Source organism: Methyloradius palustris (assembly GCF_019703875.1).
Taxonomy (GTDB): domain Bacteria; phylum Pseudomonadota; class Gammaproteobacteria; order Burkholderiales; family Methylophilaceae; genus Methyloradius; species Methyloradius palustris.
This window is the reverse complement of sequence record NZ_AP024110.1, coordinates 1,887,606-1,912,822: the sequence shown is the minus strand read 5'-3', so window position 1 is coordinate 1,912,822 and position 25,217 is coordinate 1,887,606. Positions and strand designations below refer to the sequence as shown.

The following is a 25,217-nucleotide window of genomic DNA, read 5'->3' as shown; positions in this document are numbered from 1 at the left end:
TAGAGAAAATATGGAAACTATAGTAATGATTGTGCACGTATGTGCAGCTTCGAGCGTGATTGGCTTGGTACTTTTGCAACACGGAAAAGGCGCTGATATGGGCGCTGCATTCGGTAGTGGCGCATCTGGCAGTTTGTTCGGCGTAAGTGGCTCATCCAACTTCATGAGCCGTGCCACTTCAGTTTCTGTGGCTGTATTTTTTGCGACCAGTTTGACTTTGGCTTATCTATCAAGCCACAGACCTGAACACACCAGTGTCATCAAATTACAAGATACTACTTCGGTTACTCCTGCTAAAGCGGGCGATGCCGATGTACCAAGTAAATCAAGTGAAACCTCAGTTAAAGATACACCAGCCAAAGACGTCCCTAACTAAGTTTCAAAATGTTAGTCGTGTTGGTTGGTGAATAGTAATTAAGGTTAATAGACCTAAAATAAAAATGCCGTCGTGGTGGAATTGGTAGACACGCTATCTTGAGGGGGTAGTGACGAAAGTCGTGTGAGTTCGAGTCTCACCGTCGGCACCATATCAATACTCGTAATCACTCCATAAAATGGAGTAACAGGGGCTGGACATGTTGGAAAATTACTTTCCTATATTGCTGTTCATCATCGTCGGCTTAGCCGTTGGTGTCGGCCCCCTTGTGCTAGGTAAGCTGGTATCTCCGCATCGTCCTGATGCTGAAAAAAACTCTCCTTATGAATGTGGCTTTGAAGCCTTTGAAGATGCGCGCATGAAGTTCGATGTGCGCTACTATTTGGTTGCCATTCTGTTTATTCTTTTTGATCTCGAAATCGCATTTCTTTTCCCTTGGGCTGTCGTACTTAAGGAAATAGGTTTGTTTGGCTTTTTGGCTATGATGGTCTTTCTGGGCATATTAGTTGTTGGATTCGTCTACGAGTGGATGAAGGGTGCATTGGAATGGGAGTGAATATTCAACTGAGGGCTGTCAATGAGCATTGAAGGCGTCTTGGAAAAAGGCTTTGTCACCACAACGCTTGATACGGTGATTAATTACACCCGTACAGGTTCATTGTGGCCGATGACATTTGGTTTGGCCTGCTGTGCGGTTGAGATGATGCATGCAGGTGCGGCACGTTATGATCTGGATAGATTCGGTATCGTGTTTCGCCCAAGCCCACGCCAGTCTGACGTGATGATCGTCGCTGGTACATTAGTCAACAAAATGGCACCTGCATTGCGTAAAGTGTATGACCAGATGGCTGAACCGCGCTGGGTGATTTCCATGGGTTCCTGCGCTAATGGTGGTGGTTACTATCATTACTCTTATGCCGTTGTGCGAGGTTGTGACCGTATTGTGCCTGTTGATGTGTATGTGCCAGGTTGCCCACCTACTGCTGAAGCTTTGCTCTACGGCATCATCCAGCTTCAAACCAAAATTAAACGCACGAATACGATTGCCAGATAGATGACAACGCGTTTAGAAAAACTAACTGAAAATCTTCAAGCGGTACTTGGCACTAAGTTGACTCGCACTACCACGCATGTTGGTGAGATTACGGTTGAATGTAAGCCCGCTGATTTGCTCGATGTCTGTACAGTATTGCGTGATGATACCGCATTAAAGTTTGAGCAACTGATTGATCTGTGTGGTGTTGACTATATCGATCACGGCGAAGGCACATGGGAAGGCCAGCGCTTTGCTGTGGTTTACCACTTTTTGTCTATTAGCCTGAATCACCGCCTGCGATTAAAGGTGTTTGCTAAAGATGATGATTTCCCCGTTATCCCAACGCTGGTTGATATTTGGTCTGCCGCCAACTGGTTTGAGCGTGAAGCTTTTGATTTGTATGGCTTGATGTTTGAAGGCCATCCAGACTTACGCCGTTTGCTGACGGACTATGGGTTTATCGGTCATCCATTCCGTAAAGATTTCCCGATGATAGGCAATGTAGAAATGCGCTACGATCCTGAGCAGCAGCGTGTGATTTACCAACCTGTTTCTATCGAACTTCGCAATGTAGTGCCACGGATGATACGTGACGAAGGTTTCCACAATGGCTGAGATTCGTAATTACACCATGAACTTTGGCCCGCAGCACCCAGCAGCGCATGGCGTTTTGCGCTTGGTGCTAGAGTTGGATGGCGAAGTGATCCAGCGCGCTGACCCGCATATTGGTTTGTTGCATAGGGCCACTGAAAAACTTGCCGAGAACCGTACTTATCTGCAGTCTGTGCCTTATATGGATCGTCTGGATTATGTATCCATGATGTCCAACGAGCATGCCTACGTGATGGCGATTGAAAAGTTGATGGGCATTGAAGTGCCGATTCGCGCGCAATACATTCGTGTCATGTTCGATGAGATTACCCGCATCTTGAATCACCTGTTATGGCTGGGCGCTCATGCGCTGGATGTTGGTGCGATGACTGTATTCTTGTACGCTTTCCGAGAGCGTGAAGATTTGTTTGATTGCTACGAAGCGGTTTCTGGTGCTCGCATGCACGCGGCTTATTACCGCCCAGGCGGCGTTTATCGCGATTTGCCTAACCGCATGCCGCAATATGAAGCATCCAAAATCCATAATCAAAAAGCCATCAATCGCATGAACGACAATCGGCAAGGCTCCTTGCTCGATTTCATTGAAGACTTTACCAATCGCTTTCCTACCTATGTAGATGAATACGAAACCTTGCTGACTGATAACCGTATCTGGAAACAGCGTACCGTAGGTATCGGCGTAGTTACGCCGGAACGTGCGCTGTCATTAGGGATGACAGGCCCTATGCTGCGCGGCTCAGGTATTGCCTGGGATTTGCGCAAGAAACAGCCTTATGAAGTCTACGATAAGATGGATTTCGATATTCCTGTCGGCGTTAATGGCGATTGTTATGATCGTTACTTGGTGCGTATCGAGGAATTCCGTCAGTCCAATCGCATCGTTAAGCAATGTATAGATTGGTTGCGTAAAAACCCTGGCCCTGTCATTACCAGCAATAACAAGGTTGCGCCGCCAGCCCGTGAAGGTATGAAGATGGATATGGAAGACCTTATCCACCACTTTAAATTATTCACCGAAGGCTTCCATGTACCAGCTGGCGAAGCTTATGCTGCGGTTGAGCATCCTAAAGGTGAGTTTGGTATCTATCTGATTTCAGATGGCGCAAATAAACCATATCGCCTCAAGATTCGCGCGCCTGGTTTCCCACACTTGGCAGCGCTAGATGAAATGACGCGTGGTCATATGATTGCTGATCTGGTTGCGATTATAGGCACGCAAGATATTGTATTTGGGGAGATTGACCGCTGATGTTATCTCAAGAGTCCATTGATAAAATCGAATACGAACTTAAGAAATATCCACCTGAGAATCGTCAGGCGGCAGTGATGTCCGCTTTGCGTATCGCACAAACGGAAAAAGGCTGGTTGTCAAAAGAAACCATCACCTTTGTCGCCGACTACCTGCGAATCCCAGCCATCGCCGCACTTGAAGTTGCAAGCTTCTACAATATGTACGAGCTTGAGCCTGTTGGTAAATATAAAATCACGGTCTGCACCAATATTTCTTGTATGTTGCGTGATGCTGATGGGATTGTGCAGCATCTTAATCACAAGCTGGCTATTGGTTTTAATGAAACGACTGCCGATGGTAAATTTACGCTGAAAGAGGGCGAATGCATGGGTACTTGTGCTGGCGCTCCTTTATTTCACATCAATAATCACAAGATGCATGAGTTTTTAACGCCAGAAAAAGTTGACGAGATTCTTGAAGGGCTGGAATGATGAGTTATCTGGACACAACCCCTACGCAGTATCGGTCAGATAAAGAGACGCTGGTGTGTCTGCGCACCATGCTGTCTGATCACCCCAACTCACTTGACACTTATTTGAAAACTGGCGGCTATGCCCAGCTGAAACGTATTGTTTCTGAAAAAGTAAAAGCTACTGAAATTATTACGCAGGTGAAATTATCAGGTCTACGTGGTCGCGGTGGTGCGGGCTTCCCAACAGGCCTTAAATGGAGCTTCATGCCGCGCTATTATGACGGCACTAAATATCTCGTTTGTAATACGGATGAAGGCGAGCCAGGTACATTCAAAGACCGCGACATTATTCGCTACAACCCGCACCAACTAATAGAAGGCATGGCGATAGCCGCCTACACGTTAGGTGCGCGCGTAGGTTATAACTATATCCACGGTGAGATCTGGGAAGACTACGAAATCTTTGAGAACGCACTGGCGGAAGCACGCGCTGCTGGTTTTATCGGCGAAAATCTATTCGGTACAAATTTTAGTTTTGATTTATATGCTGTGCATGGCTACGGCGCTTATATCTGCGGTGAAGAAACTGCCTTGATTGAGTCGATCGAAGGTAAAAAAGGCCAGCCTCGCTTCAAGCCGCCTTTCCCTGCCAGTTATGGCGTGTTTGGCAAGCCGACCAATGTGAACAACACTGAGTCCTATGCTTCTATCCCATGGATATTGCAGCATGGTGGTCAGGCATTTCAGGATTTAGGCGTGCCTAACTCTGGCGGTACCAAGTTATTTTCAGTCTCCGGCCATGTTGAGCGGCCCGGCAATTACGAAGTGAAAATGGGCATGCCATTTGCTGAATTGCTTGAGATTGCCGGCGGGGTATGGAAAGGCCGGCAATTAAAAGCCGTCATTCCTGGGGGACCATCAACTGCCGTTATGCCTGCAGCAGCTATTCTGGGTGCTACTATGGACTACGATGGCTTATCCAAAGCGGGTTCCAGCCTTGGTGCTGGTTCTATGATTGTGATGGATGAAACCACTTGCATGGTCAAAACCCTCAAGCGTTTGTCTTATTTCTTTTTTGAAGAATCCTGCGGCCAATGCACTCCTTGTCGTGAAGGCACGGGCTGGCTCTATCGCGTGATCAGTCGCATCGTCAATGGCCAAGGCAAGATGGAAGATCTCGATTTGCTGACCGATGTGAGCAGCAATATTTCAGGACGCACGATCTGTGCGTTGGGCGACGCTGCAGCTACCCCTGTATTAAGTTTCATCAAGCATTTCAGGCCTGAATTCGAGTATTACATCCAGAACGGCCATAGCATGGTGGATGCTCAGCAAAACCCTGGTAAATATAAGCAGGCGAATTTAGAGGTGGCACATGCTTAATATTGAGATTGATGGCAAGCCAGTTGAAGTCGATCACGGTACTACTATTATTGATGCAGCCGATAAGCTGGGGATAGCAATCCCACGATTCTGTTATCACAAAAAACTTTCAGTAGCTGCCAATTGCCGCATGTGCTTGGTGCAAGTTGAAAAATTTAATAAGCCACTGCCAGCATGTGCAACACCAGTGGCTGATGGCATGAAGATTTTTACCCGTTCTAAAGCCGCAGTTGAGGCACAAAAGAGCGTGATGGAGTTTTTGCTAATTAATCACCCGCTAGATTGTCCAATCTGTGACCAAGGCGGCGAGTGTGATTTGCAAGATATTGCTGTGGCTTATGGCGCAAGTGGTTCACGCTATACCGAAGAAAAGCGTGTAGTACTGAACAAGAACATTGGCCCATTGGTATCTACCGATATGACGCGTTGTATCCAATGTACACGCTGCGTACGCTTTCTAAAAGAAGTTGGCGGCATGATGGAGTTAGGCCTGATTAATCGTGGCGAACATGCTGAGATTACGGCTTATGTTGATAAGAGCGTAGATTCCGAGCTGTCTGGCAATATCATTGATTTGTGCCCAGTTGGCGCACTGACCAGCAAGCCGTTCCGTTACTCTGCCCGCACTTGGGAGCTGACACGCAGACCATCAATTGCCCCACATGATGGCCTAGGGTCTCAGATTGAAGTGCAGATTAAAGACGGCAAAGTCATGCGCGTATTGCCGCGCGAAAAAGAAAGCATCAACGAATGCTGGTTGTCAGACCGCGACCGCTTTTCATACGAAGGCCTGAATAGTTCAGATCGATTAACGATTCCAATGATTAAGCATCATGGTGAATGGCATGAAACTGACTGGAAGACCGCACTCGAGTTTGCTGCAGGGCATTTGAAAGAGATTGCGGATACAAGAGGTGGCGACCAGATTGGTGTCTTGGTTTCCCCTAACAGCACCATGGAAGAAGCACATCTCGCCAAGAAATTGGCGCATGGCCTGGGCTCAGATAATGTGGATTACCGCTTGCGCCATACCGATTTCCGCCATGATGGCAAACGTCTGGGCGTTGTGTGGATGGGTTGCAACATCCCTGATGTGGAACAGATGGATCGTATTCTGGTCATTGGCAGTAACTTACGTAATGAACATCCTTTGCTCGCTCAGCGCATACGTAAAGCTGTTGCGAATGGCGCTGAATTATCATTGGTTAACCCCTTAGATGATGATCCGCTCATCCCAGTGATGCACAAAGCCATCTGCTCGCCGAATGACATGGTTAATGTGTTAGCACAAATTCTCAAAGCCATTTCAGGTTTGGAAAGACTTTCCTTATGTCTACCTAAGTCTCTGAATGAGCTGTTGGAAAATATAAAGGTCTGGGATAACAGTAAGGCTATGGCGAACAGCCTAGCTGGGCATGGCGATCTGGTTGATTTAGTCAGCCCACGTTCAGCCGTATTTCTTGGCAATATTTCGCAACACCATCCTCGCTATACTGAAATTTACAGCTTGGCTGAAGCCATCGCATCACTCTGTGGTGCGACATTTGGTGTGCTTTCTGCTGGTGCCAATAGTGTTGGCGCTAATCTTGTTGGCGCTATGCCACAGGTAAAGGGCTTGAATGCCAAGGCTATGCTGGAGTCACCTCGCAAAGCCTATGTGCTTGTGAATGTTGAGCCAGAGCTCGATTGTCATAACCCAGCGCTTGCCAATCAGGCGATTGCACAAGCTGATTGTGTTGTCGCATTGACTGCCTATAAGTCAGATGCACTGCGAAATGCACATGTGTTGCTGCCGATTGCACCATTCACTGAAACTTCAGGCACTTTCATGAGTATGGAAGGCCGTGTGCAGAGCTTCAAGGCTGTGACCAAGCCATTGGGCGAGTGCCGTCCTGCATGGAAAGTGTTGCGCGTTTTAGGTAATACACTGGGACTACAAGGTTTTGAGTTTGATAGCAGCGAAGAAGTGAAAGATGAGATTTTTGGCGGTGAGAAACCATCGTCAGTCGTATGGCGTACTTTGAACAACAACCTCCGTGAATTGATTGATGTGGTAGTCAAAGTCAAGCTGGAAGGTGAGTTGCAGCGCATAGGTGAGATTCCACAATATCAGTCAGATGCCATTGTGCGTCGGTCACCACCATTACAAAAAACCAAGTATCTAGCCAAGCCAGTCGCTGCTATGCATCCCAAGTTATTGGCTAAATTGGGTATTGAAGATGGCGATACCGTTTTAGTGAAACAAGCGCATGGCGAAGCGATATTGAAGGCGAAAGCTGATAGTAGAGTGCATTCGGCTTGCGTCAGAATTGCGGGCGCAAGTCAGGCCACCTTGGGCTTGGGTGATTTAATGGGTGAAATCACGGTTGAAAAAATACAGGTCACTGCGCCTGCAATGGAAGCGACTGCATAATGTCAGCTGACTTTATACTCCAACCCTTGCAACACCTGTTTGGTGGCTGGTGGCCAGCTGTGCAGATTACAGGTTGGACGTTAATCAAAATAGTAGCCATCGTGCTGCCATTGATGGGCGCTGTAGCTTATCTCACATTGGCTGAACGTAAGGTCATTGGCTTCATGCAAGTGCGGATTGGGCCAAATCGCGTTGGCTATTTTGGCCTGCTACAGCCAGTGGCTGATGGCCTTAAATTGCTGATGAAGGAGATTATCCTCCCAGCAGAATCAAACAAAACCTTGTTCTTATTAGGTCCCGTGTTAGCCATTGCGCCTGCTTTTGCAGCGTGGGCGGTGGTACCTTTTGATTTAAACATGATGCTGGCCGATATTGATGCTGGCCTGCTGTATATACTCGCCATGACATCAGTTGCTGTATATGGCGTCATCATTGCGGGCTGGGCATCCAATTCCAAATATGCGTTCCTAGGCAGCTTGCGCTCAGCGGCTCAAATTGTTTCATACGAAATCGCCATGGGATTTTCACTGGTTGGTGTGCTGATGGCGGCAGGTAGCCTGAATCTCGGCAAGATTGTATTAGCTCAATCGGGTGGATTCTGGCAATGGTACTGGTTGCCATTATTCCCGTTATTTATTGTTTATTTTATTAGTGCCGTTGCTGAAACAAATCGCGCACCGTTTGATGTGGCAGAAGGTGAATCTGAAATCGTCGCAGGTTTCCACGTTGAATATTCAGGTATGGCGTTCGCTATTTTCTTCTTGGCCGAATATGCCAATATGATATTGGTCTGTATGCTGGCTGCGCTCATGTTCCTTGGCGGTTGGCTCTCACCAGTGCCATTTTTGCCAGATAGTTTTTTATGGTTATTAGCCAAAGTGGCTGCTTTACTCTTCATATTCTTATGGTTCAGGGCGACATTTCCACGTTATCGCTATGACCAGATTATGCGTCTGGGTTGGAAAGTTTTCATTCCTATTACCTTGGTATGGATAGTAGTAGTGGGCGCTTTTATGCAGACGCCTTTGGCCTACTTATTTCATTGATCCAGTATATTTAGACATGGCTAGTAAATATGATCGATAAAATCAAAACTGTACTTTCCAGCCTCATGCTGGTGGAGTTGCTGAAAGGCATGGCTTTAACTGGCCGCTACTTCTTTGCGCGCAAGATTACCGTACAGTTCCCTGAAGAACGCACACCTATGAGCCCACGTTTCAGGGGCTTGCATGCATTGCGTCGTTATCCAAATGGTGAAGAGCGTTGTATCGCCTGCAAACTGTGTGAAGCAGTTTGCCCGGCTATGGCAATCACCATTGAATCTGAGCAGCGCGAAGATAATACGCGCCGTACCACACGTTACGATATTGATTTAACCAAGTGCATTTTCTGCGGTTTTTGTGAAGAGTCCTGCCCAGTTGATTCGATAGTTGAGACCCGTATTTTTGATTATCACGGTGAAAAACGTGGTGATCTTCTATACACCAAACCAATGTTGCTGGCGATTGGTGATAAATATGAAGAACAAATTGCGGCAGATCGTGCCACAGATGCAAAATTTAGGTAACGAAGTTTCGATAAGAAAAGAGTGAAGGGGAGAGCAAAGCAAATATGAGAATTAAAAGATAAGTCTTTATTCAGGACTCAGTCTTTCTCTTTTTCTTTCTTTTTCCCAAGATAATATGACATTCCAAGACTACGTTTTTTATGTACTTGCGGCGATCTTGCTGATTGCGGGCTTACGTGTCATTACGGCCCGTAATCCAGTGCATGCTGCTTTGTATCTCGTCCTCGCATTCTTTACTGCGGCAGGTATCTGGCTGTTGCTAGAAGCCGAATTTCTCGCGATTGTACTGGTGCTGGTCTATGTAGGTGCAGTCATGGTGTTATTCCTGTTTGTGGTGATGATGCTCGACATCAATCTCGACCGCTTGCGAGAAGGCTTTTGGTCAGCCCTACCAATTGCGCTACCAGTGGGCATTCTAATGGCTGTTGAAATGAGCATGATTCTCGGCGTAAAACATTTTGGCGTCGACAAAATTACCCCACCAATTACCCATCTCAACGGCTACAGCAATACAGCAGAGCTTGGCCGCCAGCTATATACCGACTACCTGTTGCCGTTTGAATTGGCCTCGGTGGTGTTGCTGGTTGCCATTATTGCTGCCATTGCCCTCACATTGCGTGATCGTAAGGATTCCAAGTTTATGGATCCTGCTGCCCAAGTCAAAGTAAAACGTGCGGATCGTATTCGTATGGTCAGCATGGCTGCAGATGTTGAAATTAAAGAGCCTGCAGTTGAACCTGATACCAAGAAAGGTAAAGCGTAATGGTCAGTCTCTCGCATTACCTTGTTTTGGGCGCTATCTTGTTCGCCATTAGCATCATCGGCATCTTCCTCAATCGAAAAAACGTCATTATTCTTTTGATGGCCATTGAGTTGATGTTGCTTGCTGTTAATCTCAATTTTATTGCTTTCTCCCATTACCTCAACGACATTGCTGGCCAGGTTTTTGTATTCTTTATATTGACTGTGGCGGCGGCAGAGTCTGCAATTGGCTTGGCAATTTTGGTTGTGTTATTCAGAAACCTGAAGACGATTAATGTAGACGATATCGATAGCCTCAAAGGCTAAATGTGAACACTAATCGCCACTAAGAAGCTAATGAAAAGAAAGCTGCAAGAAAAATAAACATGATTGCAATGCAAAAAATCTACCTGCTGATCCCTCTGCTGCCTTTATTCGCTGCCGTGGTGATTGGATTGTTTGGCCGCCAGTTGCCAAGGGCCGCCGCACATATCCTGACGATTGCTGGCGTGGGCGCATCCTGTGCTTTGTCACTTTATGTGTTTAATGATGCGCTGATTGGTAATACCTACTACGGCACCGTTTATACCTGGCTGGTCAGTGGCAACACCAGCTTTGAAGTCGGCTTTATGATTGACAGGCTGACCGCCACCATGATGGTCGTCGTCACCTTTGTTTCGCTGATGGTGCATATCTATACCATCGGTTACATGAAGGATGACCCTGGCTATAGCCGTTTCTTCAGCTACATTTCATTGTTCACTTTCGCCATGCTGATGCTGGTAATGGCCAACAACTTCATGCAGTTGTTCTTTGGCTGGGAGGCAGTGGGCCTGGTCTCATACCTCTTAATTGGTTTCTGGTACAAGCGTCCAACAGCAATCTATGCCAATCTCAAGGCGTTCTTGGTGAATCGTGTAGGCGATTTTGGCTTTTTACTAGGTATAGGTATGGTGTTGTATTTCTTCGGCACACTGGATTATCTCGCAGTGTTTTCAGTCGCCCCGAAGTTTGCTGACACCACAGTCAGTATTATTCCAGGTCACGAGTGGTCACTGATGACGCTCACCTGCATTCTTCTTTTTATAGGTGCAATGGGTAAGTCTGCACAAGTGCCATTACACGTATGGCTACCTGATTCTATGGAAGGGCCAACTCCGATTTCTGCATTGATTCATGCAGCAACCATGGTGACAGCCGGTATTTTTATGGTGGCACGTATGTCACCGCTGTTTGAGCTTTCTACTACGGCGCTTTCAACCGTAATGGTGATTGGTTCAATTACTGCGCTGTTCATGGGTTTTCTGGGCATTATCCAAAATGACATTAAACGCGTGATTGCCTACTCAACGCTTTCACAGCTGGGTTATATGACAGTTGCCCTTGGTGCCTCAGCCTACTCCGTTGCGATATTTCACTTGATGACACATGCATTCTTCAAAGCGCTGCTATTCCTTGCGGCTGGCGCAGTGATCATGGCCATGCATCATGATCAGGACATTCGTAACATGGGGGGCTTGCGTAAACATATGCCTATCGTGTGGATTACTTCTTTGATTGGTTCACTTGCATTAATTGGCACACCTTTATTTTCTGGTTTTTACTCGAAAGATTCGATTATCGAAGCCGTCAAGTTCTCACATATTCCAGGTAGTGGATTTGCCTACTTCGCCGTGCTTACAGGTGTATTTGTGACAGCATTCTATTCATTCCGGCTTTATTTCCTTGTGTTTCATGGCAAAGAGCGGTGGCGTGAACAGAAAGTTGAAGAGCACGCTCATGCTCAAGTACGCCAAGCCCATGCCCCAGCTATGGCGTCACATAGTGATGACCATGTTAGCCATGATGCATCTCACGACGAACACGCTGCGCATGATGAGCATGATCATCATGAAGAACACCATGGCTTAGGACCAGATGATAATCCACACCCATTGCCTTGGGTGGTGACATTGCCATTGATCGCATTGGCTATACCTTCAGTAGTCATTGGCTACATTGCGATTGAGCCTATGCTTTATGGTGATTTCTTCTCAGGTGTGATTTTTGTTGATAATGAAGCACACCCCGTTATGCATGAACTGGCTGAAGACTTCCATGGGCCATGGGCTATGGCCTTGCATGCGCTGACTTCTGCACCGTTTCTATTGGCACTATCAGGCGTGTTGCTGTCATGGTATTTCTACATGAAGCGCCCTGATATTCCTGCTGCTATTCAGCAGCGTTTTTCTCTTGTTTATCGGATTCTTGATAACAAATATGGTTTCGACCGTTTTAACGAAATCCTCTTTGCAGGCGGCGCACGGCTTATTGGCAGCAAGCTTTGGAAAATCGGCGATATCCAGTTGATTGATGGGGTGATGGTCAATGGTACAGCTAAACTGATAGGTCGCTTGGCAGGCATTATCCGCAAGCTACAATCAGGTTTGATCTACCACTATGCGTTCGCCATGATTATTGGCGTATTCTTGCTACTCACTTTTTTTACGAAGATCTAAATGGCAGATTTACCTATTCTTAGTCTTGCGATCTGGGTACCAATTATTGCGGGTATTCTCGTTCTATTTACAGGCGGCGACCAAAATGCACCTACTGCCCGTTGGGTAGCATTAGTAGGCAGTATTATTGGTTTTGCCGTTACGTTGCCCCTGTATACGGGTTTTGATTTCAATGATGGTGGTTTTCAGTTTCAAGAAGGTCTACGCTGGATTCCCGCTTTCAATATTAATTACCATTTGGGTGTAGATGGTATTGCTGTTCCTCTGATATTGCTGACTAGTTTCACTACTATTCTTGTGGTGATTGCGGCGTGGGAAGTGATCCAGAAGCGCGTTGCCCAATACATGGCGGCGTTCCTCATCATGTCAGGCATCATGATTGGTGTATTCAGCGCGTTAGATGCAATTCTCTACTACGTGTTTTGGGAAGCTATGCTTATCCCGATGTTCCTAGTCATCGGTATATGGGGCGGACCTAATCGTGTGTATGCCACGATCAAATTCTTCCTCTATACATTGCTGGGCTCATTATTGATGCTTGTGGTGTTCATCTACCTTTACCATCAAACCAATAGTTTTGAACTGGTTGATTACTACACCATGCCATTGCCGATGAATGCGCAGATATTGATCTTCCTTGCGTTCTTTATGGCGTTTGCAGTGAAGATCCCAATGTGGCCATTGCACACTTGGTTGCCTGATGCCCACGTTGAAGCGCCAACTGGAGGCTCGGTAGTCTTGGCGGCTATTGCATTGAAACTGGGTGGCTATAGCTTCTTGCGGTTCGCCATGCCGATAGCGCCAGATGCAGCAAATTATCTTTCCGGCTTCATGATCACGCTTTCACTGATTGCTGTGGTCTATATCGCCTTGGTCGCCTTAGTGCAGCAAGATATGAAAAAGCTGATTGCCTACTCATCCATTTCACACATGGGTTTTGTCACACTCGGCTTTTTTATATTTAATCCATTAGGTATGGATGGCGCGATTGTGCAGATGATTTCGCATGGCTTTATTTCTTCCGCCATGTTCTTGAGTGTAGGTGTGCTGTATGACCGCATGCATTCACGCCAGATTGCCGATTACGGTGGCGTAGCGAACACTATGCCAACCTTTGCAGCTTTTGCTGTGCTGTTTGCTATGGCTAACAGTGGTTTGCCGGGCACATCCGGTTTTGTAGGTGAGTTTATGGTGATACTGGCAGCACTGCAGACCAACTTCTGGTATGCATTTTTAGCTTCAACCACACTGATTTTTGGTGCTGCTTATACCTTGTGGATGGTGAAACGCGTGTTTTACGGCGAGATTGCCAACCATCATGTCGCAGTCTTGAAAGACATTAATCAACGTGAAATGTTGATATTGGGTGTGCTCGCGCTCTTGATTTTGGGCTTTGGCTTATACCCATACCCGATTACCGAGATGACGCACGCTACCGTTGAAAACCTGCTTGGCCATCTCGCACAAAGTAAGCTGCCATGATGATGCAAATGTCTATACAAGCAACACAAAAAGAAAATACAGAGAAATAGCATGGATGCCATTTATTACGATTTAGGTGCTGCGCTCCCCGAGATATTCGTACTCTCGATGGCTATGCTTATTCTGCTGCTGGACTTATTTCTCAAGCCAGCCAACCGCAACCTAATCTATATCTTTTCGCAAGCCACGCTATTAGGCGCTGCTGCCATTACCTACTTTAATCACACGCCAGGTGTCGGCTATTCATTCAATGGCATGTTCGTTAGCGATACGTTCTCGGACCTGACGAAGCTCATGATCTACATCAGCATATCAGCCACGCTGGTTTACACCCGCAGCTACATTGCCTTGCGCGGCATGTTCCGTGGTGAGTTCTACGCGCTCGTATTATTCAGCCTGCTGGGTATGATGATATTGGTGTCAGGCCAACACTTCCTGACGCTTTATATGGGCCTTGAGCTACTTTCACTAAGCCTGTATGCGCTCGTTGCGCTGGACCGTGACAACCCGACTGCAACAGAAGCGGCTATCAAATATTTTGTATTAGGTGCCTTGGCATCAGGTATGTTGCTCTACGGCATGTCCATGATTTACGGCGCAACAGGTAGTCTCAATCTGGCTGAAGTCAGCAATGCATTACTCGGTGGCGCCCATTATCATGCGATATTAGTGTTGGGCTTGGTATTCATTGTTGCTGGCTTGGCATTCAAGCTCGGTGCCGTGCCATTCCAGATGTGGTTACCTGATGTTTATCAGGGCGCGCCAACTGCGGTGACTATATTGATAGGCTCAGCTACCAAGATTGCAGCTTTTGCCTTTGTGATTCGACTTCTGGTACAAGGCCTCTATGTATTGGCGCACGATTGGCAAGGCATGCTCGTGATTATGGCCGTACTTTCTATTTCAATTGGTAGTGTGACTGCCATTGCCCAAACCAATCTCAAGCGTATGTTTGCATATTCCACTATCGCCCATATTGGCTACCTGCTTTACGGCCTCATGAGCGCCAGCATTAATGGCTATGCTTCTGCAATGCTATATATTGCCGCTTATGCCCTTATGTCACTCGGTGGTTTCGGGATGATTTTACTGCTATCGCGCAAAGGTTTCGAGGCAGAGAACTTGGATGATTTGAAAGGCCTGAACCAGCGTAACCCATGGTATGCATTCTTAATGTTGATCATGATGTTCTCAATGGCAGGCATACCACCAACACTGGGCTTCTATGCGAAATTTGCGGTATTGCAGGCCGCATTACAGGCTGGTTATTTATGGGTCGTAGTCTTCGGTGTATTAATGGCTACGGTCGGTGCTTATTATTATCTCCGTATCGTCAAACTGGTTTATTTTGACGAGCCACAAGATCATTCACCTATCGTCGCTTCATTTGATATGAAGGTCATCCTGAGTCTAAACGGGCTGGCTCTGCTCTACTTTGGCTTGATGCCGCAGACATTAATGGATTTATGCTCAAAAGCAATTTTATTGAGCTTGCAGTAACATCTAAGCAGATATTTTTAAGAATCCCACATGACCAACCTCGTTTTATTGTTATTGGCATTGCTATTTGCAAACGCTCCCTGGTTCTCTGAGCGCCTGTTCTATGTAGTGCCGATTAAGTCGCAGCCTAAAAATATATTCTGGTGCTTACTCGAAATAATTGTCCTGTATTTTGTCTTTGGGGCAATTGCGATGTATGCAGAAAAAATGACCATGGGCCAAATCTCTCCCCAGAAATGGGAGTTCTACACCATCACGTTTTGCCTGTTTCTGGTGTTTGCTTTTCCTGGATTTGTTTATCGCTATTTCTGGAAAATACCTAAAACAAATATAGATCAACCTTTCAAAGAAACCCCGAAAGAAATTTAAGTATTTTGATGAATTCGGATGACCTGACCGAAACCTGCATATCCTCAGAAACCATTGTTGAGGGTGGTATGTTGCTGGTAAAGCGAGACCAAGTCTTGTTGCCAAGTGGCGCTAGTAGCCAACGCGAATACATCATCCATCCAGGAGCAGTGGTCATTATCGCCATGCTGGATAATGGCAATCTAGTGCTTGAGAGGCAGTTCCGTTATCCACTTAATCAGGTATTTATTGAATTGCCTGCTGGCAAGATTGACCCTAATGAAGCGCCATTACTCACAGGCCAGCGCGAACTGCTGGAAGAAACTGGATACAGTGCACAAGAGTGGGTGTACCTCGCCAGCCAGCACCCATGTATTGGTTATTCCAACGAAGTTATCCATATTTACCTGGCTAAAAATTTGCGATTGGGTGAACACAATCGTGATGCTGATGAAGCCTTGCAAATTTTTGAGGCTGGCCTAAGTGATTGCCTGGCTATGGTGCAGCGTGGCGAGATTACAGATGGAAAGACCATTATTGCTTTGTTCTGGGCTGAAAAATACCTCAGTGGGCAGTGGCAACCATTTCCCAGTCTGTTATCTAAAACCTAAGTTTTATCCGTAGTCATTCCAATAAGCGCATCATGCAAGCAAATATACTCATTGTTGGTTGCGGTGATTTAGGCAGAGAAGTCGCTCGACTGTTGGTCAATGATGGCATGCATGTCACAGGTGTACGCCGCAGCAATCAGACCCTGCAAGGCTGCCAGATTTTTCAGGCAGATGTAACGAAACCTGAAACACTCAATAAATTAGCCGAAACCAACCCCGATATCCTGATTTACTGCGTTGCCGCAGATACATACACCGACGATAGTTACAGAAGCCATTACGTAGATGGGCTCTCAAATACTCTGCAAGCACTGAAATTTTCAAGCACCTTGCGCCATGTGTTTTTTGTATCAAGTACGGGCGTTTACGGGCAGGAGATAGAGGATGTGCTTGATGAAACGGTATTAGCCATCCCTAAAGGTTTTAACGGTGAACGTATGCTGCAAGCAGAAGCATCGCTTAATGATCCGAGTTTAGTACCAGCACAAGTGAATACCACAATCCTGCGTTTTTCGGGCATCTATGGCCTTGGTAGAACACGGATGCTCAAACTGGCTGCTGAGCCAGAAAATTGGCCAGCCAGTAATGCTTGGACAAATCGCATACACCGTGATGATGGTGCTGCTTTCATCAGGTTTTTGATACATCGCGCGCTAAGCGCACAGGCCGTTGATGAGATTTATCTGGTGACAGATAGCCTGCCTGTAGCCCAGTATGATGTGCTACTTTGGATTGCAAGTAAGTTGGGCAAGGATGTTAGCGCGATTAAAGTGCCAGCTGTGCTAGGCAATAAGCGCTTGAGTAACCAACGAATGTTGAGTTCTGGGTACAAGCTGATTTATCCAGATTATCAGGCTGGTTATCAAAGCCTGCTAGATGCAAGCAGGCTTTGATTCTTTGAATTAAACGCTGCTATTTTCGGATAATTTCTGGTTCTTGAGAATTCTAAGTCCAGTCATCGCCGCCAGAAATATCACTGGAATTATCATCCCAGGATGAGTTATCGGCGATGCCAAAATCGTTGCCACCCATATTGTCATTAATGTTGTTGTTTGAATCAGCCCATGAGTCGCTTACTGGGTTGATGCCGCTGTTGCTGTTATTGCCGTGAATAAAATGGTCAGCTAGTGCTTCACCCGCTAGCATGCCGGCACCAATCGCAGCGCCAGTTGCAAGACCACCCATAATGCCTGAACCCATACCACCACCAGCAGTTGGTTGTGCATAACCACCCGGGTATGGCTGGCCTGTCATTGGGTTAACCGTATTGGGTTGGTAGCCATTTGGATAAACCACAGGTGCATTTCGCGCCGTAAAAGCTCGAATGATTAGAGTGATGATCAATATTGACCCAATGCCAAGAATTAGCAAACCCCAAGGAAATCCAGAGGGTGCGCTTTGAATCTGGTTTGTCTGTACTGAAGTCTGGCTAGTTTGTGCGGAGGAAAGTATCCGCTTCAATTCATTGACGGCTTCTGGCTTTGCATAACTTAAGCCTGGGTCAAGCTTTTCAGCTGTTTTAAACTCATCGCGTGCGTTTGCGATTTTGCCTTGCTTGGCCAGTAATTCTGAGGCCACATAATGCGCCTTGGAGCTTTCAGGATGCGCTTGTAAAACCTGGTTGATCATTTGCTGGGCTTCATCCAGCTTGCCAGCGTGGGCCGCCGCATAGACTTGGCTGATTGTCGGCAGATCAGCTGCAGCAACAAAGCCACTGAATGTGATGAGTATTGAAAAAATCAGTGCGTTGAGTTTACTTTTAAGCATAACGTCTCCTTAAATCCTTTTGTGAAATTACTTATCGTGTTCCTGCATTTTTTCTGCAGCGAAAGCGGTGATTTGGTCTAGAGTCACATAGCCTTTTTTGTCGGTATCAATCTGGTCAAAATTCTTTGCAACTCGCGGCATTTTGCTTTTGGCTTCATCTAGTGTCAGTTGGCCGTCATGGTTTGTATCCGCCTCATTAAACCGTTCTGTCATTTTCGCTTTTACTTTTTGCACCTTCCCATCTCCAGCCCCCGCTTGATCAGCATGTGCACTGAGACTGACAAGTAATGTTACGGAGAATATTGAAGCGAGTAGCTTGGCTTTTGACTGGATTTTCATAATGACCTCGTTTTAGGTTGGCGAAAAATCTGACAAGTAACAAAGGCTAATCATTAATGATTGATTTAGCAAAATAACGATTCAAGCCTGATTAAGGTATACATCAATTCCATATTTAATATTGTGATGACATCTAAAATGCAGTCACTAATATTCTTTAAATTGGGTGTGCTGGAAAGATTGCAAGGCCATTCAATGTAAAGCTTTGTTAGTTTTTTGCGAACTGTTTGATGGAAGTTAGCAATGCATCCAGATCAGAAGCCTGCGTCATTGGGTTCATGAGGGTTGTTCTAAGCCATGTAGCTCCATGCAACGTCACTTGTGTCAGGTGAAATGCACCGCTTTCTATCAGGCTTTTTCTGATAGTTGCTTGCAGCAGGTTCAGGTTTTCTGCATCCAAGCCATCATTGAGATAGCGGAAACAGACGATATTGGTTTGTGGCTGCATGAGCAGTTCAAATGCCTGATCAGCTTGTATCTTATCGGCAAAAAGTCTGGCTTTGGCAAAGGCTTCATCAATCAGCAAAGCCATGCCTTCAACACCATAGAGCGAGAGCGCCGCCCATAGCTTCAACCCCATCATGCGCTTGGTGCATTCCAGCGTGCGATAGCTAGTATTGAATTCTTCTGTTTCGTGGTTCTCGCCCTGAAACAGATAAGAGGCATCTTGTGCAAAGGCAGCGAAGCTATTCGCAGGGTTCTTGAATACCACTGCTGATACTGTGGCTGGCATATAGAGTAGCTTATGTCCATCCCACACTACTGAGTCAGCGAGCGCAATGCCATCAAGCTGTTGGCGATGTTGCTCAGACAGCAGGGCAGATGCACCATGTGCGCCATCTACATGTAACCATAAACCTTGTGTGTTGCAGTATTGGCCAATTTGCAACAGTGGATCAATGCTGCCTGTCGGTGTGCAGCCCGCAGTTGCAACCACGGCAATGATATGTTCGCCTTTAATCAGGCTCTCCTGGTGCAGATGCTGGAGTTGAGTAACATCCATTCGGCCTTCAATATCCGTCGCGACTTTGATCACGGCATCTGTGCCCAAGCCCATGATGCCCGCGGCGCGGGATATTGAGTAATGGCTGTGTTCTGATACCAGGATTTTAAGTAATTTATGATCAGCAATTCCATTCTTCCAAACGTTGGATTTTGCTGAATGCTGTCGTGCCGCGAGCAACGCGGTGAGATTGGCCTGTGCGCCGCCAGAAGTCAGTATGCCGTTGATGTGCTTGGTAATTGTAGGTTTCCAGCCGATTAACTCACTTAACCAGCGAATCACCTGCCGCTCAATCATGGTCGCGCTAGGGCCAGTTTCGTAGACAGCCATTGCTTGATTGGTAAGCGCTGCCACCAGATCACACAATGCTGCCATCGGTAGTGGTGTTGCCACCTGATGTCCCATATTGCGAGGGTGATGAATGGCGAGGCTGTCAGGCAGAATATCCGATTGCAATTTGTTGATTAGATCATCAGCATTAAATATTGCTTGCTGAGGCAATGGTTGTTGCCAATGCTGGTCTTCAAGCTCTGGGCTCTTCCAATTGATTACTGGGCCAACGCCTGTAAGTCGTCTCTGTAACTGATCAGCCAGAACATCGATCAAGGCATGGCCACTTGTGCGGAAGTTCTCCGCATCAAACATGTCGCCGATGTTTGTTTTAGGCGTCATAACGGATACTCGAGTTTCTGCGAAACCAGCCAGTGAGGCTGGTCCGTTGGCGTTTTGCAATCAAGACTTCATGCCAGAACTGGTCGGAAAGGAAAACAACCAGTCTGCCGCCTATCGGGCTAATGTCTTTGAAGTCGGATAGCAAGGTGTCGTCCAAATATAAGCGCAGTGCGCCGCCGTCTTGTGGCTGCCAATTTTCATTCAAGTATAAAACACTGCTCAATATTCGATGCTTGTTGTGCTGTAACTGGTCAATATGTTTGTCATATACAGCACCTATCGGATAAATCGCAAAGTGGGTTTCTAGTTCAAACAGTCCGAGGTATAGCTGGCGATTAAGTTGCTGTTGCAAAGTATCCATGGCTAATAAGTAAGCCTGCTGAGATTCGCTTATGTTGTTGTGTTCACTATCTAGCCAATAGGTTTGGTCGCCGCGTGCTGACATCGAAATGCTTGATTTTTGGGTGTCAATATTTCCAGTTTGCGCTGATTGCATTTCACTATTGTGCTGCAGGGTACTTGCCTCAAGTAAAAGCCTGGCAATCAGTTTCACTGGCAGGAAGTCGTCAATAATAGCGTAGCCATTTACCCTGATCGCATCCATAAACTTTAAGGTGTTGAGCGCGGCTAATTCTGATTCTATTGTGGATGAGGTCATGCCACCTATTATACCGCCGCAGTATTCATCAGATGCAGGGTCTTATTGTCCATAAAAGGTAGTTGCTATATAATCCGCACCTCTGTAGAGGGATAGCTCAGTTGGTTAGAGCGCCTCGTTGACATCGAGGAGGTCGCTGGTTCGAATCCAGTTCTCTCTACCAAAGATCAAATTGGTAAAAATAATAAAATGATTAGCCGCCGCCAAGGTGGCTTTTATTTTTACAAAGTAGCTTTTATTTTTAGGCCTTAAAAATCCTTGGGAAAATATGCCAGTTATACGCTTACCTGATGGTTCCGAACGTACGTTTGACGCACCGCTAACAGTGGCCGATGTCGCCATGAGCATAGGTGCTGGTTTGGCGCGTGCTGCTCTAGCTGGCAAGGTAAATGGCAAGTTGGTTGATACGTCATATCTGATTGCTGAGAATGTAGATTTGGCGATTATTACCGAGCGTGATGCAGATGGCCTTGAAGTCATTCGTCACTCAACTGCCCACTTGTTGGCATATGCTGTCAAAGAGTTGTTCCCCGATGCGCAGGTGACCATAGGCCCCGTGATCGACAACGGCTTTTACTACGACTTTTCATACAAACGCCCGTTTACGCCAGAAGACTTGGAAACCATCGAAAAGAAGATGGTTGAGCTGGCGAAAAAAGATGAGGCTGTCACCCGCAAGGTATTGCCGCGCGATGAGGCTGTGGCTTACTTCAAGTCTATCGGTGAAGCTTATAAAGCCGAAATTATTGCTTCCATTCCAGCCGATCAAGAGGTTTCACTTTACTCCGAAGGCAGTTTCACTGATCTTTGCCGTGGCCCACACGTGCCATCAACTGGCAAGCTCAAAGTATTCAAATTGATGAAACTTGCTGGCGCCTACTGGCGCGGTGATTCTAATAACGAGATGCTGCAACGCATCTACGGCACGGCATGGGCGAAAAAAGAAGACCTTGATGCTTACCTGCATATGTTGGAAGAGGCTGAGAAGCGCGACCACCGCAAATTAGGCAAGCAACTGGATTATTTCCATATGCAGGATGAAGCGCCAGGCATGGTGTTTTGGCACCCACGTGGCTGGAGCATCTGGCAAGAAGTCGAGCAATACATGCGCGCCAAGTTTGTTGAGTATGGCTACCAGGAGGTGCGCACGCCGACCATCATGGATCGTAGTCTTTGGGAAAAATCAGGTCACTGGGAAAACTATCGCGAAGGTATGTTCGTCACTTCATCGGAAAATCGCGATTACGCGGTGAAGCCGATGAATTGCCCTGGCCATGTACAGATTTACAACAGCGCGTTGCATAGCTACCGTGATCTGCCGCTGCGTTTGGCTGAGTTTGGTTCATGCCATCGTAACGAGCCTTCAGGCTCATTGCACGGCTTAATGCGCGTGCGTGGCTTCACGCAAGATGATGCCCATATATTCTGTACCGAAGAACAGGTTGAGACAGAAGTCGCTGATTTCATTAAAATGCTTTACAAAATCTATGGCGATTTTGGCTTTAATGAGGTCATTGTTAAATTGTCTACCCGTCCAGCAAAGCGTATTGGCAGTGATGATGAGTGGGATAGGGCAGAAACATCGTTGGCCAATGCATTAAAACTGAATAATCTGGAATTTGAGTATCAGCCAGGCGAAGGTGCATTTTATGGCCCCAAGATTGAATTTACGCTCAAAGACTCGCTTGGTCGCTTGTGGCAATGTGGCACTATTCAGCTAGATCCTAACTTGCCTGAGCGCTTGGGCGCAGAATATGTAGCCGAAGATAACAGCCGCAAACGCCCGCTGATGCTGCATCGCGCCATTGTTGGCTCCATGGAACGCTTCCTCGGTATCCTGATTGAGAACTACGCAGGAGCGCTACCAGCATGGCTTGCTCCTATGCAGGCGATGGTACTGAATATCAGTGATGGTCAGTCAGAATATGTCTCACAAGTGGTCACTGAACTGAAGAAAAGCGGCTTCCGTGTTGATTCCGACTTGAGGAATGAGAAAATAACCTATAAAATACGCGAACATAGCTTACAGAAATTACCTTACCTCTTAATTGCAGGTGAGCGTGAGATGCAACGTGGGCAAGTGGCCGTGCGTACCCGAAAAGGCGAAGACCTGGGTTCAATGTCTTTGGATGCATTTATTCAGCTCCTTAAAAACGACGTGGACTCAAAGGTTTAATCCGACTGGTGTAGCGCGGTCTATTTATTTATTGATTTGGAGAATTTGCGATAGCTCAAGATAAAGAAGTACGAATTAACGGTGACATAACAGCACAACAAATTCGTTTGGTAGGCGTGAATGGTGAGCCTTTAGGTGTAATGAGTTTGAACGAAGCCTTTGCCAAGGCTGAAGAAGCAGATATTGATCTGGTTGAAATCGCCCCGCAAGCAGCTCCCCCAGTCTGTAGGCTGATGGATTATGGCAAGTTCAAGTACGCCGAAAGCAAGAAGCAGCACGAAGCCCGTCTTAAGCAAAAGCAGGTTCAGGTTAAAGAAGTTAAGTTCCGCCCAGGTACGGATGATGGCGATTACAACGTTAAGTTGCGTAATCTGATTCGTTTTCTGGAAGAAGGTGATAAAGCTAAAGTCACCTTACGTTTCCGCGGCCGTGAAATTACGCATCAGGAACTAGGTTTGGCATTATTGAAGCGTGTAGAAGCAGATTTACAAGAATATGCAGTAGTCGAGCAGTTTCCCAAGATGGAAGGTCGACAAATGGTGATGGTTCTAGGGCCTCACAAAAAAGTTAAATAAGATTTAGCAACACAGAATTTTGAGTGATACGGCGAAATGGCATGCCCAAGCACTCTTAACTACTCTCAAAGGAGAACAAAATGCCAAAAATGAAGACCAAGAGCGGCGCCAAAAAGCGCTTCAAGTTCCTAGGTAATGGCAAGGTAAAGCGTACCCACTCGCACCTTCGTCATATCCTGACCAAGAAGACTACCAAGCAAAAGCGTAAGCTGCGCGGTACAGCCATCGTTTCATCAACAGACGTCAAGCGTGTACGCGCCATGATGCCGACTCAATAAGGAGATAGATTATGCCTAGAGTCAAACGTGGTGTCATCGCACGCGCCCGCCATAAAAAAGTATTAGACGCAGCCAAGGGTTACCGCGGCCGTCGCAAGAATGTTTACCGCGTTGCCAAGCAAGCGGTAATGAAAGCTGGTCAATATGCTTATCGTGACCGCCGTCAAAAGAAACGTCAATTCCGTTCTTTATGGATTGCGCGTATCAATGCAGGTGCACGTGAGTATGGTCTGACATACAGCCGTTTCATAAACGGTCTGAAGAAGTCAGCCATCGAAGTAGATCGCAAAGTATTAGCTGATCTGGCTGTATTCGATAAAGTGGCGTTTGCCAAGTTTGCTGAACTAGCAAAATCTGGCCTATCCGCTGCTTAATTAGCTGCAATTTAAAAAGGAGGCCACGTGCCTCCTTTTTTTATTAAATTTTTGTCAATCATTTAGGTCTGCACATTTAGACTTCATGCAAAATCCAGAAAATCCGAATTTAGAACATATTGTTCCACAAGCCGAGCGTGAGTTTGCCGCTTGCGCAACGGTTACCGAATTAGAGCAGGTTAAGGCGCAATACCTTGGCAAGAGCGGTGTTCTGACTGACGCTCTTAAAGGTCTGGGCAAGCTTAGTAGCGAGGAGCGCCCAGCAGCAGGTGCTGCAATCAATGTGGTTAAGCAAGGCGTAGAACTAGCCTTGAAAAACCGTCGTGATGCGATATTGCTGGCAGAACAAGCGGAGCAACTGGCCGCTGAATCACTGGATGTGACTTTGCCTGCCCGCAATGTTCACGGGCAAGGTGGCCTACACCCTGTGACGTTGACCTTGCAGCGCGTTGAAGAGTTATTCCATTCGATTGGTTTTGAAGTCGCAGAAGGGCCAGAAATCGAATCTGACTTCTACAACTTTACCGCGCTGAATATTCCCGAGAATCATCCAGCGCGTGCCATGCACGATACATTTTATATTGATACCGTCGATGGTAAAGACTCCCATGTCTTGCGCACTCATACCTCGCCGGTGCAGATTCATTACATGCAAAACAAAACGCCACCGTTGAAGATCATTGCGCCAGGACGTGTTTATCGTGTGGATTCCGATGCGACACACTCACCCATGTTTCACCAGGTAGAAGGTTTATGGGTTGATGAGAATATCAGCTTTGCTAATCTGAAGGGTGTGGTGCAGGATTTTCTGCAACGTTTCTTTGAGCGTGATGACCTGGAAGTACGCTTTCGTCCATCCTTCTTTCCTTTCACCGAACCTTCTGCGGAGATGGATATGAGTTGGAATGGCGGTTGGCTGGAGATTGGTGGCTGCGGTATGGTGCACCCTGAAGTGTTCAGGCATGTAGGCGTGGATAGCGAAAAATACCGTGGTTTTGCCTTTGGTCTTGGCATTGAGCGCCTGACTATGTTGCGCTACGGCGTTAATGATTTGCGCTTGTTCTTTGAAAATGACCTGCGTTTCTTGAAGCAGTTTGGTAAATAA

At 46.6% G+C, this 25,217-nt stretch carries 27 protein-coding genes and 2 tRNA genes; 25 read left to right on the top strand and 4 right to left on the bottom strand.

Going from position 1 to position 25,217, the window contains the following annotated elements; genetic code table 11:
- Window positions 1-10 precede the first annotated feature (10 nt).
- From secG to ZMTM_RS09145, 19 genes are all read left to right on the top strand, one after another.
- The gene (gene secG, locus ZMTM_RS09235) at window positions 11-376 is read left to right on the top strand and encodes a preprotein translocase subunit SecG (protein WP_221763602.1); all 366 of its coding nucleotides are present in this window, start codon (window positions 11-13) and stop codon (window positions 374-376) included.
- Between the two features lie 66 nt (window positions 377-442).
- A tRNA-Leu gene (locus ZMTM_RS09230) sits at window positions 443-527 on the top strand.
- Window positions 528-575: 48 nt separating this feature from the next.
- A complete protein-coding gene (locus tag ZMTM_RS09225; protein WP_221763601.1) occupies window positions 576-932 on the top strand; it encodes an NADH-quinone oxidoreductase subunit A in 357 nt (118 codons plus the stop codon).
- A gap of 21 nt (window positions 933-953) precedes the next feature.
- Window positions 954-1,430 carry a NuoB/complex I 20 kDa subunit family protein gene (locus tag ZMTM_RS09220; protein ID WP_221763600.1) on the top strand — a complete coding sequence of 159 codons (477 nt, stop codon included), beginning with the start codon at window positions 954-956 and terminating at the stop codon, window positions 1,428-1,430.
- Window positions 1,431-2,027 carry an NADH-quinone oxidoreductase subunit C gene (locus tag ZMTM_RS09215; protein WP_221763599.1) on the top strand — a complete coding sequence of 199 codons (597 nt, stop codon included), beginning with the start codon at window positions 1,431-1,433 and terminating at the stop codon, window positions 2,025-2,027.
- Window positions 2,020-3,273 (top strand): NADH-quinone oxidoreductase subunit D, encoded by a 1,254-nt coding sequence (locus ZMTM_RS09210; protein WP_221763598.1) that lies wholly within the window; start codon window positions 2,020-2,022, stop codon window positions 3,271-3,273. Before ZMTM_RS09215 ends, ZMTM_RS09210 begins: the two co-directional genes overlap by 8 nt.
- On the top strand, window positions 3,273-3,746 hold the full coding sequence (gene nuoE, locus ZMTM_RS09205; protein ID WP_221763597.1) for an NADH-quinone oxidoreductase subunit NuoE: 474 nt from the start codon (window positions 3,273-3,275) through the stop codon (window positions 3,744-3,746). The genes ZMTM_RS09210 and nuoE overlap by 1 nt, the downstream gene beginning before the upstream one ends.
- Complete coding sequence (gene nuoF, locus ZMTM_RS09200) at window positions 3,746-5,110, top strand: NADH-quinone oxidoreductase subunit NuoF (RefSeq protein WP_221765665.1); 1,365 nt, start codon at window positions 3,746-3,748, stop codon at window positions 5,108-5,110. Before nuoE ends, nuoF begins: the two co-directional genes overlap by 1 nt.
- Window positions 5,103-7,523, top strand: a complete 2,421-nt coding sequence (gene nuoG / locus ZMTM_RS09195) for an NADH-quinone oxidoreductase subunit NuoG (protein ID WP_221763596.1) — start codon at window positions 5,103-5,105, stop codon at window positions 7,521-7,523. Before nuoF ends, nuoG begins: the two co-directional genes overlap by 8 nt.
- Entirely contained in the window at window positions 7,523-8,569 is a 1,047-nt protein-coding gene (gene nuoH / locus ZMTM_RS09190; RefSeq protein ID WP_221763595.1) for an NADH-quinone oxidoreductase subunit NuoH, read from the top strand. The genes nuoG and nuoH overlap by 1 nt, the downstream gene beginning before the upstream one ends.
- 29 nt (window positions 8,570-8,598) lie before the next feature.
- Window positions 8,599-9,090 carry an NADH-quinone oxidoreductase subunit NuoI gene (gene nuoI / locus ZMTM_RS09185; protein ID WP_221763594.1) on the top strand — a complete coding sequence of 164 codons (492 nt, stop codon included), beginning with the start codon at window positions 8,599-8,601 and terminating at the stop codon, window positions 9,088-9,090.
- 115 nt (window positions 9,091-9,205) lie between these two features.
- Window positions 9,206-9,853 (top strand): NADH-quinone oxidoreductase subunit J, encoded by a 648-nt coding sequence (locus ZMTM_RS09180; protein WP_221763593.1) that lies wholly within the window; start codon window positions 9,206-9,208, stop codon window positions 9,851-9,853.
- Window positions 9,853-10,158, top strand: coding sequence for an NADH-quinone oxidoreductase subunit NuoK (gene nuoK / locus ZMTM_RS09175; RefSeq protein ID WP_221763592.1), 306 nt, complete (start codon window positions 9,853-9,855; stop codon window positions 10,156-10,158). Before ZMTM_RS09180 ends, nuoK begins: the two co-directional genes overlap by 1 nt.
- A gap of 59 nt (window positions 10,159-10,217) precedes the next feature.
- Entirely contained in the window at window positions 10,218-12,329 is a 2,112-nt protein-coding gene (nuoL, locus tag ZMTM_RS09170) for an NADH-quinone oxidoreductase subunit L (protein ID WP_221763591.1), read from the top strand.
- The gene (locus ZMTM_RS09165; RefSeq protein WP_221763590.1) at window positions 12,330-13,811 is read left to right on the top strand and encodes an NADH-quinone oxidoreductase subunit M; all 1,482 of its coding nucleotides are present in this window, start codon (window positions 12,330-12,332) and stop codon (window positions 13,809-13,811) included.
- A 51-nt stretch (window positions 13,812-13,862) separates the two neighbouring features.
- Window positions 13,863-15,311: an NADH-quinone oxidoreductase subunit NuoN gene (nuoN, locus tag ZMTM_RS09160; RefSeq protein WP_221763589.1), complete on the top strand. Its 1,449-nt coding sequence runs from the start codon at window positions 13,863-13,865 to the stop codon at window positions 15,309-15,311.
- Window positions 15,312-15,341: 30 nt separating this feature from the next.
- Window positions 15,342-15,680: a DUF2818 family protein gene (locus ZMTM_RS09155; protein ID WP_221763588.1), complete on the top strand. Its 339-nt coding sequence runs from the start codon at window positions 15,342-15,344 to the stop codon at window positions 15,678-15,680.
- A gap of 8 nt (window positions 15,681-15,688) precedes the next feature.
- A complete protein-coding gene (locus ZMTM_RS09150) occupies window positions 15,689-16,270 on the top strand; it encodes an NUDIX domain-containing protein (RefSeq protein ID WP_221763587.1) in 582 nt (193 codons plus the stop codon).
- A gap of 5 nt (window positions 16,271-16,275) precedes the next feature.
- Window positions 16,276-17,163, top strand: coding sequence for an SDR family oxidoreductase (locus ZMTM_RS09145; protein ID WP_404804707.1), 888 nt, complete (start codon window positions 16,276-16,278; stop codon window positions 17,161-17,163).
- 52 nt (window positions 17,164-17,215) lie between these two features.
- On the opposite strand, the gene ZMTM_RS09140 is transcribed toward ZMTM_RS09145, so the two are convergent.
- The 4 genes from ZMTM_RS09140 to ZMTM_RS09125 all read right to left on the bottom strand — a co-directional run bounded on the left by ZMTM_RS09140 (window position 17,216) and on the right by ZMTM_RS09125 (window position 20,709).
- Window positions 17,216-18,037 (bottom strand): tetratricopeptide repeat protein, encoded by an 822-nt coding sequence (locus ZMTM_RS09140; protein WP_221763585.1) that lies wholly within the window; start codon window positions 18,035-18,037, stop codon window positions 17,216-17,218.
- Window positions 18,038-18,064: 27 nt separating this feature from the next.
- Window positions 18,065-18,376, bottom strand: a complete 312-nt coding sequence (locus ZMTM_RS09135) for an EF-hand domain-containing protein (protein ID WP_221763584.1) — start codon at window positions 18,374-18,376, stop codon at window positions 18,065-18,067.
- A 208-nt stretch (window positions 18,377-18,584) separates the two neighbouring features.
- Window positions 18,585-20,051, bottom strand: coding sequence for a pyridoxal phosphate-dependent decarboxylase family protein (locus ZMTM_RS09130; RefSeq protein ID WP_221763583.1), 1,467 nt, complete (start codon window positions 20,049-20,051; stop codon window positions 18,585-18,587).
- A complete protein-coding gene (locus ZMTM_RS09125) occupies window positions 20,041-20,709 on the bottom strand; it encodes a 2OG-Fe(II) oxygenase (RefSeq protein WP_221763582.1) in 669 nt (222 codons plus the stop codon). Before ZMTM_RS09125 ends, ZMTM_RS09130 begins: the two co-directional genes overlap by 11 nt.
- Window positions 20,710-20,795: 86 nt before the next feature.
- On the opposite strand from ZMTM_RS09125, the gene ZMTM_RS09120 reads away from it, so the two are divergent.
- From ZMTM_RS09120 to pheS, 6 genes are all read left to right on the top strand, one after another.
- Window positions 20,796-20,872 (top strand) — tRNA-Val (locus tag ZMTM_RS09120).
- 105 nt (window positions 20,873-20,977) lie between these two features.
- Window positions 20,978-22,885, top strand: a complete 1,908-nt coding sequence (thrS, locus tag ZMTM_RS09115) for a threonine--tRNA ligase (protein WP_221763581.1) — start codon at window positions 20,978-20,980, stop codon at window positions 22,883-22,885.
- Window positions 22,886-22,935: 50 nt separating this feature from the next.
- Window positions 22,936-23,460, top strand: coding sequence for a translation initiation factor IF-3 (infC, locus tag ZMTM_RS09110; RefSeq protein ID WP_221765664.1), 525 nt, complete (start codon window positions 22,936-22,938; stop codon window positions 23,458-23,460).
- 80 nt (window positions 23,461-23,540) lie between these two features.
- Window positions 23,541-23,738: a 50S ribosomal protein L35 gene (rpmI, locus tag ZMTM_RS09105; RefSeq protein WP_221763580.1), complete on the top strand. Its 198-nt coding sequence runs from the start codon at window positions 23,541-23,543 to the stop codon at window positions 23,736-23,738.
- Between the two features lie 11 nt (window positions 23,739-23,749).
- Window positions 23,750-24,112 carry a 50S ribosomal protein L20 gene (gene rplT / locus ZMTM_RS09100; RefSeq protein WP_221763579.1) on the top strand — a complete coding sequence of 121 codons (363 nt, stop codon included), beginning with the start codon at window positions 23,750-23,752 and terminating at the stop codon, window positions 24,110-24,112.
- 85 nt (window positions 24,113-24,197) lie between these two features.
- The gene (gene pheS, locus ZMTM_RS09095) at window positions 24,198-25,217 is read left to right on the top strand and encodes a phenylalanine--tRNA ligase subunit alpha (RefSeq protein WP_221763578.1); all 1,020 of its coding nucleotides are present in this window, start codon (window positions 24,198-24,200) and stop codon (window positions 25,215-25,217) included.

Bases quoted from the DNA above. Each gene is read 5' to 3' on its own strand.
- ZMTM_RS09150 (WP_221763587.1), top strand. From the start codon at position 15,689: ATGAATTCGGATGACCTGACCGAAACCTGCATATCCTCAGAAACCATT.
- nuoL (WP_221763591.1), top strand. From the start codon at position 10,218: ATGATTGCAATGCAAAAAATCTACCTGCTGATCCCTCTGCTGCCTTTA.
- thrS (WP_221763581.1), top strand. From the start codon at position 20,978: ATGCCAGTTATACGCTTACCTGATGGTTCCGAACGTACGTTTGACGCA.
- secG (WP_221763602.1), top strand. From the start codon at position 11: ATGGAAACTATAGTAATGATTGTGCACGTATGTGCAGCTTCGAGCGTG.
- rplT (WP_221763579.1), top strand. From the start codon at position 23,750: ATGCCTAGAGTCAAACGTGGTGTCATCGCACGCGCCCGCCATAAAAAA.
- nuoE (WP_221763597.1), top strand. From the start codon at position 3,273: ATGTTATCTCAAGAGTCCATTGATAAAATCGAATACGAACTTAAGAAA.
- ZMTM_RS09225 (WP_221763601.1), top strand. From the start codon at position 576: ATGTTGGAAAATTACTTTCCTATATTGCTGTTCATCATCGTCGGCTTA.
- ZMTM_RS09180 (WP_221763593.1), top strand. From the start codon at position 9,206: ATGACATTCCAAGACTACGTTTTTTATGTACTTGCGGCGATCTTGCTG.
- nuoG (WP_221763596.1), top strand. From the start codon at position 5,103: ATGCTTAATATTGAGATTGATGGCAAGCCAGTTGAAGTCGATCACGGT.
- ZMTM_RS09220 (WP_221763600.1), top strand. From the start codon at position 954: ATGAGCATTGAAGGCGTCTTGGAAAAAGGCTTTGTCACCACAACGCTT.
- rpmI (WP_221763580.1), top strand. From the start codon at position 23,541: ATGCCAAAAATGAAGACCAAGAGCGGCGCCAAAAAGCGCTTCAAGTTC.
- nuoH (WP_221763595.1), top strand. From the start codon at position 7,523: ATGTCAGCTGACTTTATACTCCAACCCTTGCAACACCTGTTTGGTGGC.
- nuoN (WP_221763589.1), top strand. From the start codon at position 13,863: ATGGATGCCATTTATTACGATTTAGGTGCTGCGCTCCCCGAGATATTC.
- ZMTM_RS09215 (WP_221763599.1), top strand. From the start codon at position 1,431: ATGACAACGCGTTTAGAAAAACTAACTGAAAATCTTCAAGCGGTACTT.
- nuoF (WP_221765665.1), top strand. From the start codon at position 3,746: ATGAGTTATCTGGACACAACCCCTACGCAGTATCGGTCAGATAAAGAG.
- ZMTM_RS09130 (WP_221763583.1), bottom strand. From the start codon at position 20,051: ATGACGCCTAAAACAAACATCGGCGACATGTTTGATGCGGAGAACTTC.
- pheS (WP_221763578.1), top strand. From the start codon at position 24,198: ATGCAAAATCCAGAAAATCCGAATTTAGAACATATTGTTCCACAAGCC.
- nuoI (WP_221763594.1), top strand. From the start codon at position 8,599: ATGATCGATAAAATCAAAACTGTACTTTCCAGCCTCATGCTGGTGGAG.
- ZMTM_RS09140 (WP_221763585.1), bottom strand. From the start codon at position 18,037: ATGCTTAAAAGTAAACTCAACGCACTGATTTTTTCAATACTCATCACA.
- nuoK (WP_221763592.1), top strand. From the start codon at position 9,853: ATGGTCAGTCTCTCGCATTACCTTGTTTTGGGCGCTATCTTGTTCGCC.
- ZMTM_RS09135 (WP_221763584.1), bottom strand. From the start codon at position 18,376: ATGAAAATCCAGTCAAAAGCCAAGCTACTCGCTTCAATATTCTCCGTA.
- ZMTM_RS09125 (WP_221763582.1), bottom strand. From the start codon at position 20,709: ATGACCTCATCCACAATAGAATCAGAATTAGCCGCGCTCAACACCTTA.
- ZMTM_RS09210 (WP_221763598.1), top strand. From the start codon at position 2,020: ATGGCTGAGATTCGTAATTACACCATGAACTTTGGCCCGCAGCACCCA.
- ZMTM_RS09155 (WP_221763588.1), top strand. From the start codon at position 15,342: ATGACCAACCTCGTTTTATTGTTATTGGCATTGCTATTTGCAAACGCT.
- ZMTM_RS09165 (WP_221763590.1), top strand. From the start codon at position 12,330: ATGGCAGATTTACCTATTCTTAGTCTTGCGATCTGGGTACCAATTATT.